The sequence below is a fragment of the Mesorhizobium sp. C395A genome (assembly GCF_030323205.1).
GTDB lineage: Bacteria > Pseudomonadota > Alphaproteobacteria > Rhizobiales > Rhizobiaceae > Mesorhizobium.
Genome location: NZ_CP100473.1, coordinates 6,359,547 through 6,374,283 on the forward strand (window position 1 = coordinate 6,359,547; position 14,737 = coordinate 6,374,283).

The following is a 14,737-nucleotide window of genomic DNA, read 5'->3' on the forward strand; positions in this document are numbered from 1 at the left end:
TCCAACCTTCCGTTGCCGGCGGTGCGGCCGGCGCCTAACGTCTAGATGTCGTGCTTGCGAATGTTCTTCAGCATCTTCTGCAATGTGGCGATCAGCGCCGCGTATTCGGCGTCGTCGACATCGTCGAACATCGCCTCGAACGCGTCATGCATTGCCGGCCAGGCGCGCGCGAACTCGGCGCGGCCGTCATCGGTCAGGAAGACATGGCGGATGCGGCTGTCTGTGACGCCTTGCTCGCGCCGCACGAAGCCTTGCCCTTCCAGCGTGTCGAGCGTGCGGCTCAAGGTCGACTGCTCGATGACGGTGTAGACCGAGAGGTCGTTGACGGTGACACCGTCGGTGACCGACAGCACGGCGAGCGTGCGGACCTGCGGAATGGTCAGGCCCTGCTTGCGGAAATCGTCGCGCAAGGTGGCGTTGTAGCGCCCCATGATGCGGTTCATCAGATAGGGCGCGAATTGCTGCAGGCCGATCTGGCCAAGCGTCGAAATCCGCTGGCGTTTTTCTGCGACCTTCTGCTCCATCACAGCCTGCCCGCCAGAAGAAAGCCGGAGCCGCCGCCGAGCCCTGCACCCGGATGGGTGGAGGCGCCGATGTGATAGAGGTTTTTGATGCCGGTCTGATGGTTGCGGCTGGTCTTGAACGGCCGCCACAGGAACGACTGGTCGATGGTGGACGACCCGCCATACGGGTCGCCGCCGACCAGATTGATGTTCATCGCTTCGAGATCGGCCGGTGAATAGGCGCGGCGCGCAATCACGCTGCCCTTGAAGCCATCGATGTGGCTGGCGAGAATGGTTTCGACGCGGTCGGCGTAGGCTTCACGCAGCGCCTCGGTCCATTGTCCGTCAGCCGGTGCATGCAGCGTGCCTGCGGCGTCGCCCTTGATGTGCCTGGGCGCCTCGGGCAGTTGCAGCCACAGGATCGCCTTGCCCTCCGGGCAGCGCGACGGATCGAGCGCATGCGGCTGGCCGACGCAGATGGTCGGCACTTCGGGCAGCATGCCGCGCGCCGCCTCGTTGCAGGCTTTCGAAACGCCATCGAGCCCCGGCGTCAGGTGCAACAATGCCACCTGGTCCAGGCCATCACCGCGCCATGCCGGCGGCTTGTTCAGCGCATAGTGAATCTGGAAATTGCCTTTGCCGTAGCGATATTTCTGTGTCGCTTCGACATCGGCCTTGGGAGCCTCGCTGCCGAGCAACCGGTGGTAAAGCTGCGTCGGCGTGACCGAACAGATGACGCTCTTGTTTGCTGTAATCGTTTCGCCCGAGGCGAGCCGTACGCCGGTCGCGCGGCCACCGCTCTGGACGATCGAGGCGACATCGGCGGCGGTACGGATGTCGCCACCACGTTCCCTTATCAGAGCTTCGAAGGCGGTGAGCAGGGTCTTCGCTCCACCCTTGACGATCGGCGCCCCGGCCGCTTCCAGCGCGAAGGCAATGACCTTGGCGATCTGCCCTGAGAAGGCGTCTTCCGGTCCGAGCCCGGCGTGCAGCACCCAGGGCGCCCACAGCGCGCGGATTGTCTCGGACCGATAGGTGCTTTCCAGCCAGCTGCGCGCCGGCACCAGTGCTTCGCCGAGAAAGGCGGCAAGGCCGCGTGGGCTGCGCCGCCAGGCATCGCCGGCCAGCAGTTTCGCCGTCGGATAGGACCACAGGCTGCCGCCGAGCAGGCCGAACAACAGGCCGGCATTGCGCTCGATGCCGCTGACATCGTCCGCATGCCGGTCGCCATCGTCGGCGGCAATCGCATTGATTGCCGCGACATTGGCGGCGCGGTTGGTGGTGAGCACTGCATGACTGCCGTCCGGCCGCAGCACGCCGGTTGGCGTGCCGGTGTGGCAGAATTCCAGCCCGTGCCTGGCGAGATCGCCGCCCAACGCCGCAAAAGCCGGCGAGGTGATGAACAGCACGAAGGTGGTTGCCATCACGTCATGGATAAAGCCGGGAGCGGTGATCTCCTCGGTACGCACGCAGCCGCCGATGCGGTCATTGCGCTCGAGGACGAGCACACGCGCCCCTTTGCCGCCGAGCATCGCCGCGCAGACCAGCGCGTTGATGCCACTGCCAACGATGATGTGATCCGGCTGGCTCACCTTGGCGTGCTTTCACCTAGCCGTTGGATACAAGCGCCAGCGCGCGGATAGGGCTGCCGGTGCCATGCTCGATCTTGAGCGGTGCGGCGATCAGGATGGCGCCCTTTGGAGGCAACTGGTCGAGGTTGCAGAGGCTGGCGAGGCCATAGCGGTTCGCCTTGTGCATCAGCGTGTGGGCTGGAAATGGCGGCTCCATCCCGCCTGCCTTGCCGGCATCGGTGCCGATCGTCTCTGAGCCCCAGCCCTTGATATCCTTGCTGATCAGGAACTGGATGGCTTCGGCTGTCGGACCTGGCGTATGTGGGCCGGTTTCGTTGGCGTTGAGGAATTCGGCTTCCGAGCCATTGCGCTTATACCAGTCGGTGCGCATCACCACCCACTCCCCGGCGTTGATGGCGCCATGCTTGGCTTCCCACGCCTTGATGTGGTCGACGGTGAGCAGGAAGTCGTGGTCAGCGGCGGCTTCCTTCGAGCAGTCGATGACATTGACCGGACCAATGAAATTCTGCGCCGGAATGGTGTCGGTGGCGCCGTCCGGATAGTCCTTGCCGCTGATCCAATGCTGCGGCGCATCGAAATGCGTGCCCGAATGCTCCCCAAGCTTCAGCCAGTTCCATGCCCACCACGGGCCGTTCTTGTCATAACGGGAGATGTTATGGATCTCGACCTTTGGCGTGTCGACGGCAAGCTCCGGCGGCAGCTTGATAAGAGGCGTGTCGGGTCCGAGTTGCGCAGAGAGGTCGACCACCCTGATGGCGCCTGAAAGCAGTTGGCCGGCGACTTCGCCGAGGAGTTTTTGCGTGTCCATGGTCTGAAGTTCCCTCTTGTCGGTGATGATCAAGGCTCGTCTCGGCCCTTAATATCCTACTAGACGAAAACATATGCATCTGCAATTATCTTTAAGCATAAAGGAAATGGGAACGGGGCGTGAGCGAGTTCGACGCCATCTTTGTCGGGGCGGGCCACAACAGTCTGGCATGCGCCGCGCATCTCGCGCTCAAAGGCTGGAAAACCGGGATTTTCGAGCGCAGCGCAGCAATCGGTGGCGCCGTCCAGACTCGTGAATTCACCCTTCCAGGCTTCCGGCACGATTTCGGTGCAATGAATCTGAGCCTGTTCGCCGGCTCCGCCTTCCACCGGAAATATGCAAATGAATTGAAAGCACAGGGTCTTGAGTTCGCGCCGGTCGCCGACTGTTTTGCCAGCGCCTTCCCGGACGGACGCTGGTTCGGCGTCAGCAACGATCTGGAAAAAACCACCGGCCGCATGGCCGCTTTCTCCGCCGCGGATGCCGCGACCTGGCGTAGACTGGTCGCCGCCTTTCCGGGTGAAGCCGAGCACCTGTTCCGGCTGCTGGGATCGCCGATGAGTGCGCGTGCGCTTGCCGGCACCGCCTGGAACCTGTGGCGCAAGAAAGGCATGTCCGGCGCGCTCGATACGGGACGGCTGCTGTTGTCATCGCCTCGCGCCTGGCTGGAGGAAAATTTCGAGTCCGCGCATGTGCGGGCAACGCTTGCCACCTGGGGCATGCATCTCGACTTCGCCCCCGACATCGCCGGCGGCGCCGTATTCCCCTATCTTGAATCGATGGCCAATCAGAGCTTCGGCATGGTGCTGGGCAAGGGTGGCGCCGACACCATCATCCGCGCGTTGTCGGGCATGGTGGCGTCGGCCGGCGGCACGATCGTCACCGGGGCGGAAGTTGCCGAGATCACCGTTGCCGGCGGCAAGGCATCGGGCGTGCGACTCGCTTCAGGTGAGACACATACGGCCACCAAGGCAGTGATTGCCGGCGTCGCGCCCAAGGCGTTGAGCGGCAGGTTGCTACCCAACGGTTTCGGCGACGCCGGCTTCGACACGGCGATGCAGAAATTCCGGCACGCGCCGGGCACGATGATGATCCATCTGGCGCTCGACGACCTGCCCGATTGGCGCGCCGGCGCGGAGCTTCGGCAGTTCGCTTATGTGCATCTGTCGCCGTCGCTCGACGCGATGTCGCGCACCTATCAGCAGGCGATGGCGGGCATGCTGCCGGACGAACCGGTGCTGGTCGTCGGCCAGCCGACCGCGATCGATCCGTCGCGCGCGCCTCAGGGCAAACATGTGCTGTGGGTGCAAGTGCGCATGCTGCCTGCCGAAATCCTGGGCGATGCGGCAGGCAGGATCGCTCACGCGCATTGGGATCAGGTCAAGGATGCCTACGCCGAGCGCGTGCTCGACATCATCGAGATATACGCACCCGGACTGCGCCCGAAAATCCTCGGCCGTGCAGTGTTCTCGCCAATCGACCTCGAGCGTGAGAACCCCAATCTCGTCGGTGGCGACCAGGTCTGCGGCAGCCATCATCTGGCGCAGAACTTCTTGTTTCGCCCGGCGCGCGGCTATGCCGGCTGGAACACGCCGGTCGCCAATCTGCACCTCACGGGCGCCGCGACATGGCCGGGCGCCGGCACCGGCGCGGCCTCGGGCTACATGCTCGCGCAACAGCTTGGCGGGAGGTAGCTCGGAAGATTTCAGGAGGGCGACGAGAGGCAAGGCGCTGCTGCCCCACGAAGCCTGAAGCTATGAACTGGTAGTGCCGCGCAAAGACAACAAACAACAAGGGGAACGACCATGACAATCAACAGACGCGAATTGCTGGGATACAGTGCCGCGGCACTTGGTGCGGCCGCAATCGGCCTGCCGCAGATCGCCAAGGCAGCGGGCGAACTGACCATCGCCTATAACGTCAACCTGCCGTCCTGGGATCCGACCACCGGACCCTCGGCCGTCAACCCGACGATCCAGGGCCTCTACCAGTCAGTGTTCGACCAGTTCATTCCGCAAAAGCCGGACCTGTCCTTTGCGCCTGGCCTGCTCACCGAATGGGGCTGGAACGAGGATCGCACCAAGGTGACGATGACGGTGCGCGAAGGCGTGACCTGGCATGACGGCTCGCCCTTCACGCCCGAGGACGTGGTCTGGTCGCTGCAGCGGGCGGGCGACGAAAAGACCGGCAATCCGATCCAGTTCGTCTGGAAGAACGTCAACAATTTCAAGATCGACGGCAACAAGATCACCGGCGACGTCGTGCAGTTCGATCCGGTCTACTTCAAATGGATGTCGTTCCTGACCGGCTACATCCTGCCGAAGGCCTATTACGAGAAGGTCGGCGCCGAAGGGTTCGAGAAGGCGCCGATCGGCACCGGCCCGTACATGGTGGAAAAATTCGAGCGAAATGCTTTCCTCCGACTGAAGGCCAACCCGCACTATTGGGGCGACAAGCCGGCCTTCGAGAATGTGACGATCAAGTTCGTCACCGACGCGGCGAGCCGCGTTGCCGAAATCGAATCCGGTTCCTCGCAGGTGACGCTGGAGGTCCCCTACGAAGAGTATGACCGGCTGATCGCCAAGGACGGGCTTGCCGGCTCGTGCAAGCCCGTTTCCGACATCGGCATGATCTTCTTCAATGACATCGAAGCGATGCTGGACAAGAACGTCCGCCAGGCCGCCGTCATGGCTGTGGACAAGGAGCTTCTGGTCAAACGGCTGCTGCGCGGCTATGGCCAGCCGATCGCCACGCTGGAGACCCCGGAGTACACGGCCTTCGACGCCTCGATCAAGGTCGAGCACAATCCTGAAAAGGCCAAGGAGCTGCTCGCGGCCTCCGGCTATTCGCCGGAAAAACCGGTCAAGTTCACAATCCAGACGACCAAGGGCTTCAAGCCCAAGGATTATGAGATGATCCAGGCGATCGTCGGCATGTGGCGCAAGGTCGGCATCGAGGCGACGATCGAGGTCTACGAGATCGCCAAGCACTATGAACTGCGCGCCGCCGACAAGCTGGCGCCGGCCGCCTTCTACAATTGGGGCAATGCCATCGGCGATCCGACAACGTCGACTGGTTTTGCCATGTATGGGCCGAGCCCGCACTCGGTGTGGGACAGCCAGGACCTGATCGACATGATCAATCCGCTCTGGGGCGAGAAGGACGAGGCCAAGCGCATCGCCGGCTGGAAGGCTGTCGACAAGTATATCGCCGAGCAGGCCTATGTGCTGCCGCTGATTCAGTATGCGCAACCTATCGCGCATGCCAAGGGCGTCAACGTGGTGCAGCATGTGTCCGGCGCGCTGCTGCCGGCGCTGATGACCCCGGCCTGATATCGGCTTGTGGGCGCCACCCTTCGCTGAGCGGCCCATCCGGCCCTTCGGGCCACCTTCTCCCCGCTGGGGAGAAGAGACCAGCTCAGCTGTCCGTGACCTCTTCTCCCCTCGGGGAGAAGGTGGCCGCGAAGCGGACGAATGAGGGGGCTCTTCGTTAGAAACGCACTGGGCCAACACCAGAATGCTCCTGCAACGATTCCTGATCCGTCTGCTGACGATGCTGATCACGCTGTTCGGCGTGGCTGTCGTCGTCTTCGTCGTGATCCGCGTCGCGCCTGGTGACCCGATCGCCATGATGCTGCCCCCCGGTGCGACAGATGCCGACATCGACCGGCTGCGTGCACTCTACGGGCTCGACAAGACCATCGTGCAGCAATTCTTCATCTGGCTGTCCGGCGTCGTCAGGGGCGATTTCGGCACCTCGATTTCGCTCAGGCAAGATGTGCTCAGCCTTGTCTTCAATCGTTTGCCGGCAACGCTGGAACTTGCCATCATCGCGCTCGTCATGGCGGTTGGGCTCGGCGGCACGACGGCGATCCTCGGAGCCCGCGAGCGCGGCACGGCGGTCGAAGCCGGCATCGATATCGCCAGCGGCGCCGCCCTTTCCATTCCCGATTTCCTGTGGGGCCTCGTGCTGATCCTTTTGTTTGGCGTGCTGGTGCCGATCTTCGATATCTCCGGCCGCGTGTCGCCGCAGCTCGATCTGCCCTTCGTCACCCAGTTCTATTTCTTCGAGAGCTTGCTTCGGCTGCGCTTCGACCTGACCTGGGATCTGCTGAAACACATGCTGATGCCGGCAGTAGCCTTGGCATTGCCGCTGGCGGCAATCATCGCGCAGTTGCTGAAACAGTCGCTGAAGGAAGTGCTTGACCTCGACTATGTCGTGCTGGCCCGGGTGAAGGGGTTTTCGGAAACGCAGGTTATCCTGCGCGAGGCGCTGAAGAACGCTGCCTTGCCGACACTGACTCTCGTGGGCGTCCAGTTCACCTTCCTTGTCGGCGGCACGGTCATCGTCGAGCGGCTGTTTTCCTACGAAGGGCTCGGCAACATGGCGATCGATGCCGTCATCAACCGCGACCTGCCGCTGATCCAAGGCATCGTGCTGGTGTTCGCGCTGCTGTTCGTGCTGATCAATCTTGGCGTCGACATGATGTACGCGCTGCTCAATCCGAGGCTGCGCCATGGATGAGGCACGCATCGCCCGGCGCGGACTAGGCCCGAGGCTGTGGCTGGCCGGCGGCTGGCTGCTGCTGGCGCTGCTGGCCGCGATCTTCGCGCCGCTGGTCGCACCGCAGGACCCGCTGGCGCAAGACCTGATGCTGGAACGGCTGCCGCCATTCTGGATGAGTGGTGCGGAATCCGGCTATTGGCTGGGCACCGACAGCCTCGGCCGCGATCTCCTCTCCCGGCTGATCTTCGGCGGCCGTATCGCCTTCATCGTCGCTTTCGCGGCGGCGATCGCCGCCTGCCTTGTCGGCTCGACGCTCGGACTGGTCGCCGGCTATTTCGGCGGCTGGGCCGACCGCATCATTTCACGCATCGTCGACGTCTGGATGGCATTCCCGCCGGTGCTGTTCGCCATCCTGCTGGTCGCGGTGCTCGGCACCGGCCTCAGTTCCGTCATCCTCGCCATCGTCATAATCGACTGGACGCGCTTTTGCCGGGTGATCCGCGCCGAAGCGATGGGCCAGTCGCGCACGGACTATGTCGAGAACGCCCGCATCGCCGGCTATGGCCGCATCGGCATCATGCTGCGCGAGGTGCTGCCCAATGTGGTGCCGTCGATCGTGGCACTGCTGTCGCTGGAGATGGGCATCGCCGTCATCGTGGAGGCCATCCTGTCCTTCGTCAATCTGTCGATCTCGACCGACGATCCGACCTGGGGCGGCATCATCGCCGAGGGCCGGCTGTCGATCCATCAGGCCTGGTGGGTGCTGGTGTTTCCGCTCGTAACGCTGATCCTCACCGTGCTGTCGTTCAGCCAGTTCGGTGAGGCGCTGAAGACACGCTTCGATCCGGTGCTGCGATGAGCGCTTGCCTGGATATTGCCAATCTGAGCGCCGTGCTGCCGAACGGCCAGCGAGTGCTGCGCTCCGTGTCGCTTTCCGTGCAGCGGGGTGAGGTGCGTGCTCTTGTCGGCGAGAGCGGCGCCGGCAAGACGATGATCGGCAAGGCGGTGCTCGGTGTGCTGCCGTCAAGCGTGCGCATCGTCGAAGGCGCCATGCAGCTCGAAGGCCAAGACCTCGGCAGGCTGCAGCCCAAGGCAAGGCGTACGCTGATCGGCGCCCGCACGGCGCTGATCCCGCAGGATCCGTTGACTGCGCTCAACCCGTCGCGCCGCATCGGTCCGCAGATGACTGACCGGCTGGTGCGCATTCTCGGCTGGAGCGGTGACAAGGCGGACAAGCGTATCCGGCAATTGTTGGATGAAGTGCAGATCCGCGATCCCGACCGGGTGCTGAAATGCTATCCGCACGAGCTGTCCGGCGGCATGCGCCAGCGCGTGCTGATCGCCGCCGCCTTCGCCGCCGAGCCACGGCTGATCGTGGCCGACGAGCCGACAACCGCGCTCGACGTTACCGTGCAAAAGCAGATCCTGCGCCTGATCGCCGAGCTGCAGCGCGAGCATGGCACCGCGATCCTGTTCGTCACCCACGATCTCGGCGTCGTTGCAAAGATCAGCCAGAAGGTGTCGGTGCTTTATGCCGGCAAAGTGGTGGAGGAAGCCGAGACGGCTGCTCTCTTCGACGCCCCGCAGCACCCATACACGCGGGCACTGATGGCCGCGACGCCGCGTTACACAGATCCTTTCGCCTCGCTGATGCCGGTGGACGAGACCGTGCTGGCCGGGCTTGCCGCTGAGATCGATGCGGCAGACCAGGCGTGGAGGCGGCCGCATGGTTGAGCCGCTGTTTTCCGTGCGCGGGCTGAAGGTGGCGCTGCCCGACATGACCCGCAAGCCGCTGATCGGCCGCGCGCCGCTGGCCGAGATTTTGAAAGGCCTGGATTTCGATTTGCCGAGAGGTTCGGTGACCGGCATCGTCGGTGAATCCGGGTCCGGAAAATCGACGCTCGGCCGCACGCTTGTCAGACTTCTGGAGCCGAGCGTCGGCAGCATCCATTTCGAGGGCCGCGATATCGCCCATCTGCCGGATGCAGAGCTGCGACCTCTGCGCCGCGACCTGCAGATGATCTTCCAGGACCCGATGTCGTCGCTCAACCCGCGTCGCACCATCGCCGGCATCATTGCCGCGCCGCTCAAGCAGAATGGGCTTGGCGACAGGCTTAAGGAACGCGTCGCCGAGGCATTGCATCGCGTCGGCCTGCCGCAAGGCTTCTCCAGCCGCTATCGTCATGAACTGTCGGGCGGCCAACGCCAGCGCGTCGGCATTGCACGCGCGCTGGCGCTGTCGCCCAAATTCGTGCTCGCCGACGAGATCGTCTCCGGCCTCGACGTATCGACGCAGGCGCAGATCCTCACCCTTTTGGAGAGACTGGCCGCGGAGATGGGGCTGACGGTCGCCTTCATCAGCCACGACCTGTCGGTCATCCGGCGGCTGTGCCAGCAAGTGATCGTGATGCGCCAGGGCATGATCGTCGAGGCGAGCGCCACCGATGCGCTGTTCGACAATCCCAGGGAGACCTACACGCGCGACCTGCTTGCCGCCATCCCACTGCCTGAGATCGACGCGGACTGGTTGCGGCCAGCAACGAAAGCGCCGGCATAGGACTGTTCACCCACCACGCCGAACAGCGGGCTTCGGACGTGCATGAGGGCAAAATCAGCCCGCGAACGGAGGGTAATATGAATTACGCAGCCCGCGGCACGATGCTTGCCGCGATCCTGTTCTGCTCGATGGAACGGCTTCGGCCGATGCGATCCCCGGCATGCGCGGCCACGACCACACCGGCATCACGGTGCCCGACATGAAGCAGGCAGTCGACTTCTTCACCGAAGTCGTCGGCTGCAAGAAGGCGATGTCGTTCGGTCCGTTCGCCGATGACAAGGGCACCTTCATGCAGGATCTTCTGGGCGTCGATCCGAAGGCTGTCATCGAGCAGGTCACCATGGTGCGTTGCGGTTATGGATCGAACATCGAGCTGTTCAAATACACCGCGCCCGACCAGAAGGATTTGACTCCGAAGAACAGCGATATCGGCGGCTTCCACATTGCCATGTATGTCGATGATGTCGCCGCGGCGAAAGCCTATCTCGACAGCAAGGGGGTGAAGACGCGGATGGGTCCGCTGCCGGTCAAGGAAGGTCCGGCGGCCGGCCAGACCATCCTCTATTTCCAGGCGCCATGGGGATTGCAACTGGAGGCGATCAGCTATCCCGATGGGATGGCCTATGAGAAGGGTGCCGAGACTGTGCTGTGGAGCCCGAAGAACCCGGACAAGTGATTTCCAGAGCGCGCTTGCGGGGCCAGCCCGCAGGCGCGCCACCCGTGTCCAGCAATCGTTCCAACATGAAACTTTAAGCTTGAAATATTTTGTCTCCGGCGCGATACTTGATATGCAGCAAGCGAAGAGGAGATCGCACGGATGAAGGTTGCGGTTCTCGGTGGCGGACCAGCCGGCCTCTACTTTGCCATTTCAATGAAGCTGCGGGACGCCGCCCACGAGGTCACGGTGTTTGAGCGCAACCGCGCCGACGATACGTTCGGCTGGGGCGTCGTGCTGTCGGCCGAAACACTCGACAACCTTGCCAAAAACGACCCGGTCAGCGCTGTATGGATCAAGAAGCATTTCGCCTATTGGGACGACATCGCCGTCATCCATGACGGCGTGCGCACGGTCTCGTCGGGCCACGGTTTCTGTGGCATCGGCCGCAAGCGGCTTCTGATCCTGCTGCAGCGACGCGCGCGCGAACTTGGCGTGAGGCTGATGTTCGAGAGCGATATCGCCGACCCTCAGCACTATATGGAGACGCATGATCTGGTCGTCGCCGCCGATGGGCTGAACTCAAGGGCGCGCAACACCTTCGTCGAAGTCTTCAAGCCCGACATCGACACCCGCAAATGCAAATTCGTCTGGCTCGGCACCAACCAGAAATTCGACGACGCCTTCACCTTCATCTTCGAGAAGACCGATCATGGCTGGGTGTGGGCGCACGCCTATCAATTCGACAGCGAGACAGCGACCTTCATTGTCGAGTGCAGCGAACAGACGTGGGCTGCCTTCGGCTTCGGCGCCATGTCGCAGCAGGAATCCATCGCTGTCTGCGAGCGCATCTTTGAGAAACATCTCGGCGGCCACGCGCTGATGACCAATGCCAATCACATCAGAGGTTCGGCCTGGATCAATTTCCCGCGCGTGCTGTGCGAACGCTGGTCCTACAAGAACCTGGCGCTGATGGGCGACGCGGCGGCCTCGGCACATTTCTCGATCGGCTCCGGCACCAAGCTCGCATTGGAAAGCGCGGTGGCGCTGGCCGAATATGTCAAAACCGAACCGGACCTCGACGCCGCCTTCCGCAAGTATGAGGATGCGCGCCGCACCGAGGTGCTGAAGCTGCAGTCGGCGGCGCGCAATTCGCTGGAGTGGTTCGAGGAGGTCGAGCGCTATCTCGGGCTCGATCCGGTGCAGTTCAATTATTCGCTGCTGACCCGCTCGCAGCGCATCAGCCACGAGAATTTGCGGCTGCGCGATGCCAAATGGCTTGAAAGCGCCGAGGAATGGTTCCAGCGCCAGGCGGGGGCAGGCGGCAACAGGCAGCGCCGGGCGCCGATGTTCGCGCCGTTCAAGCTGCGCGACATGCAGCTCAACAACCGGGTCGTCGTTTCGCCGATGGCGCAGTACAAGGCCGTCGACGGCTGCCCGACCGACTGGCATTTCGCCCACTATGCCGAGCGTGCCAAGGGCGGCGCCGGGCTTGTCTATATCGAGATGACCTGCGTCAGCCCGGAAGGACGCATCACGCCCGGTTGTCCCGGCTTCTATGCGTCCGAACATGAGGTGGCGTGGAAGCGGCTGGTCGATTTCGTCCACACCGAGACCGAGGCTAAAATCTGCGCCCAGATCGGGCATTCCGGGGCCAAGGGCTCGACCCGTGTCGGCTGGGAGGGCACCGACGTGCCGCTCTCCTCGGGCAATTGGCCGGTCATGGCGGCCTCGGCGATTGCATGGTCGCCGCAAAACCAGGTGCCGAAAGCCATGGACCGCGCCGATATGGATTTGGTGCGCGACCAGTTCGTGGCCTCCACCGAAATGGCCGATCGTTGCGGCTTCGACATGCTGGAGATCCACGCCGCGCACGGCTATCTCCTGTCGTCCTTCATCACGCCGGTCACCAACCAGCGCACGGATGAGTATGGCGGTTCGCTGGAAAATCGCATGCGCTATCCCCTGGAAGTCTTCCATGCGGTGCGCGCCGCCTGGCCGGCGCGAAAGCCGATTTCGGTGCGCATTTCGGCCAATGATTGGGTCGGCATCGAGGGTGTGACGCCGGCCGATGCGGTGGAGATCGCGCGCATGCTGCACGAAGCCGGCGTCGACATCTGCGACGTCTCGGCAGGTCAGACCTCGATTGCCGCCAAGCCTGTCTATGGCCGCATGTTCCAGACACCATTCTCGGACCGCATCCGCAACGAGGTCGGCATGGCGACGATGGCGGTCGGCAACATCTATGAGCCGGACCATGTCAATTCGATCCTGATGGCAGGCCGCGCCGACCTGGTGGCCCTGGCACGGCCGCATCTCGCCGATCCCTACTGGACGCTGCATGCGGCCGTGACGCTCGGTGATCGTGGTGTCAAATGGCTGGATCCCTATCTGCCCGGACGCGACCAGATCTACCGGCTGGCCGAGCGCGATGCGGCGTCGGGGTTGAAAGTATGACGACGGCCTCGGCGATCCCCGGCAAGCATGCTTTGGTCACCGGCGGCGGCTCCGGCGTCGGCCGGGTCATCGCACTCGTGCTGGCCGAAGCCGGTATCGAGGTGACCATATGCGGGCGGCGCGAGGCCGAGCTTGCCAAGGTGGCTGGAGAGAACGACCGCATCCACGCCATGTCAGCCGATGTTACAAATGAGGCGGCGATGATTTCGCTCTACTCGCAGGCGGAAGCCATGCGAGGCCCGTTCGACATCGTCGTCGCCAATGCCGGCATGGCCAGCAGCACGCCGGCGTACAAGACCTCGCTTGCCGACTGGCAGCGGACGCTCGACGTCAATTTGACCGGCGCCTTCCTGACGGTGAAGCCGGCGCTGGTCGGCATGGCTGCGCGCAAGGCGGGCCGGATCGTCTTCGTCGCGTCGACGGCAGGACTGAAAGGCTACGCCTATGTCGCACCCTATGTGGCGGCCAAGCACGGCGTCGTCGGGCTGATGCGGGCACTGGCGGCCGAGACGGCGAATCCGGCGTGACGTGAACGCCGTGTGCCCGGGCTTTGTCGAGACCGACATGCTCGAAGCATCCGTTCAGCGCATTGTCGAAAGACTGGCCGCTCGGCTGGCGAGGCGCGGGCGAGCCTTGCCTCGACCAACCCGCAGGCCGTTTCATCCAGCCGCAGGAAGTTGCCGCGGCGGTGCTCTGGCTGTGCGGCGATGCGGCTGCGTCGATTACCGGACAAGCAATTTCGATCTCAGGAGGCGAACATGGTAGCCGGCCCATTGCCGCGCCCGTCGGGACCCGGCAAGGACCGGCTGCGTCTCTGGATCAGGCTGCTGCGCGCCTCGCGCACGATCGAGGCCGAACTGCGCGAGCGCCTGAAGAAGGAATTCGATACGACACTGCCGCGTTTCGACGTCATGGCCGCCCTCTACCGCGCGCCGGAAGGCATGCTGATGAGCGATCTGTCGCGCTTCCTGCTGGTATCCAACGGCAATGTCACCGGCATTGTCGACCGGCTGGTTTCGGAAGGGGTGGTCGCGCGCGCGCGCGCCGCAATGGCGATCGCCGCACATCCATGGTGCGACTGACCGACGAGGGTTCCAAATCTTTTGCCGCAATGGCCGCGGCGCATGAGGGTTGGATCGGAGAATTGCTGGCCAAGGTCAGCGAGGAGGATGCGCGCCGGCTGACCGGCATGCTGACCTCGTTCCGCAGCAACTGGGAGGGACGCGAATGAGTTCGATGGCCGGCCTCAAGCCGAAGCACTTCCTTTGGGAAGTCGAAGGCAGGATCGCCAGGGTGCGGCTCGACCGGCCGGAGCGCAAGAATCCGCTGACCTTCGACAGCTATGCGGAACTGCGCGACACGTTCCGCGATCTCGTCTATGCCGACGACGTCGACGCCGTGGTGTTCCTGCCCAATGGCGGCAATTTCTGCTCGGGCGGCGATGTCCACGACATTATCGGCCCCTTGGTCAAGATGGACATGAAGGAGTTGCTCGCCTTCACCCGCATGACCGGCGATTTCGTCAAGGCGATGCTCAATTGCGGCAAGCCGATTATCGCGGCTATCGACGGTGTCGCGGTCGGCGCCGGCGCTATCATCGCCATGAGCGCCGACATCCGCATCGCCTCGCCGGAGGCCAAGACCGCCTTCCTGTTCACC

At 63.6% G+C, this 14,737-nt stretch carries 12 protein-coding genes and 2 pseudogenes; 11 read left to right on the forward strand and 3 right to left on the reverse strand.

The annotated features are described in order from the left end of the window. Positions 1–41: 41 nt before the first annotated feature. The 3 genes from NLY37_RS30665 to NLY37_RS30675 are packed head-to-tail and all read right to left on the reverse strand — an operon-like array spanning position 42 to position 2,903. Positions 42–524 carry a MarR family winged helix-turn-helix transcriptional regulator gene (locus NLY37_RS30665; protein WP_023667791.1) on the reverse strand — a complete coding sequence of 161 codons (483 nt, stop codon included), beginning with the start codon at positions 522–524 and terminating at the stop codon, positions 42–44. Next, positions 524–2,095, reverse strand: coding sequence for a phytoene desaturase family protein (locus NLY37_RS30670; RefSeq protein WP_023740546.1), 1,572 nt, complete (start codon positions 2,093–2,095; stop codon positions 524–526). The genes NLY37_RS30665 and NLY37_RS30670 overlap by 1 nt, the downstream gene beginning before the upstream one ends. Positions 2,096–2,111: 16 nt before the next feature. Further along, positions 2,112–2,903, reverse strand: a complete 792-nt coding sequence (locus tag NLY37_RS30675; protein ID WP_023708108.1) for a cyclase family protein — start codon at positions 2,901–2,903, stop codon at positions 2,112–2,114. Positions 2,904–3,022: 119 nt separating this feature from the next. Between NLY37_RS30675 and NLY37_RS30680 the strand changes: the two genes are divergently transcribed. The 11 genes and pseudogenes from NLY37_RS30680 to NLY37_RS30735 all read left to right on the forward strand — a co-directional run. Next, positions 3,023–4,597, forward strand: coding sequence for a phytoene desaturase family protein (locus NLY37_RS30680; RefSeq protein ID WP_023740547.1), 1,575 nt, complete (start codon positions 3,023–3,025; stop codon positions 4,595–4,597). A gap of 111 nt (positions 4,598–4,708) precedes the next feature. Beyond that, positions 4,709–6,235 (forward strand): ABC transporter substrate-binding protein, encoded by a 1,527-nt coding sequence (locus tag NLY37_RS30685; protein WP_023740548.1) that lies wholly within the window; start codon positions 4,709–4,711, stop codon positions 6,233–6,235. Between the two features lie 184 nt (positions 6,236–6,419). After that, positions 6,420–7,427: an ABC transporter permease gene (locus NLY37_RS30690; protein ID WP_023740549.1), complete on the forward strand. Its 1,008-nt coding sequence runs from the start codon at positions 6,420–6,422 to the stop codon at positions 7,425–7,427. After that, on the forward strand, positions 7,420–8,268 hold the full coding sequence (locus NLY37_RS30695) for an ABC transporter permease (protein WP_023740550.1): 849 nt from the start codon (positions 7,420–7,422) through the stop codon (positions 8,266–8,268). Before NLY37_RS30690 ends, NLY37_RS30695 begins: the two co-directional genes overlap by 8 nt. Further along, on the forward strand, positions 8,265–9,143 hold the full coding sequence (locus tag NLY37_RS30700; protein WP_023740551.1) for an ABC transporter ATP-binding protein: 879 nt from the start codon (positions 8,265–8,267) through the stop codon (positions 9,141–9,143). Before NLY37_RS30695 ends, NLY37_RS30700 begins: the two co-directional genes overlap by 4 nt. Further along, positions 9,136–9,966 carry an ATP-binding cassette domain-containing protein gene (locus tag NLY37_RS30705; RefSeq protein ID WP_023740552.1) on the forward strand — a complete coding sequence of 277 codons (831 nt, stop codon included), beginning with the start codon at positions 9,136–9,138 and terminating at the stop codon, positions 9,964–9,966. Before NLY37_RS30700 ends, NLY37_RS30705 begins: the two co-directional genes overlap by 8 nt. Before the next feature lie 160 nt (positions 9,967–10,126). Continuing rightward, positions 10,127–10,642 (forward strand): VOC family protein, encoded by a 516-nt coding sequence (locus tag NLY37_RS30710; protein ID WP_286441219.1) that lies wholly within the window; start codon positions 10,127–10,129, stop codon positions 10,640–10,642. Positions 10,643–10,783: 141 nt separating this feature from the next. Then, a complete protein-coding gene (locus tag NLY37_RS30715) occupies positions 10,784–13,078 on the forward strand; it encodes a bifunctional salicylyl-CoA 5-hydroxylase/oxidoreductase (RefSeq protein WP_286441221.1) in 2,295 nt (764 codons plus the stop codon). After that, positions 13,075–13,835 (forward strand): annotated as a pseudogene (locus NLY37_RS30720) (SDR family NAD(P)-dependent oxidoreductase); the annotation flags it as partial. The gene NLY37_RS30715 and the pseudogene NLY37_RS30720, both read left to right, overlap by 4 nt. Position 13,836: 1 nt before the next feature. After that, positions 13,837–14,309, forward strand: a pseudogene (locus tag NLY37_RS30725) (MarR family winged helix-turn-helix transcriptional regulator). Continuing rightward, on the forward strand, positions 14,306–14,737 hold a 432-nt coding region (locus tag NLY37_RS30735; RefSeq protein ID WP_286441223.1), incomplete at its 3' end, for an enoyl-CoA hydratase-related protein. The pseudogene NLY37_RS30725 and the gene NLY37_RS30735, both read left to right, overlap by 4 nt.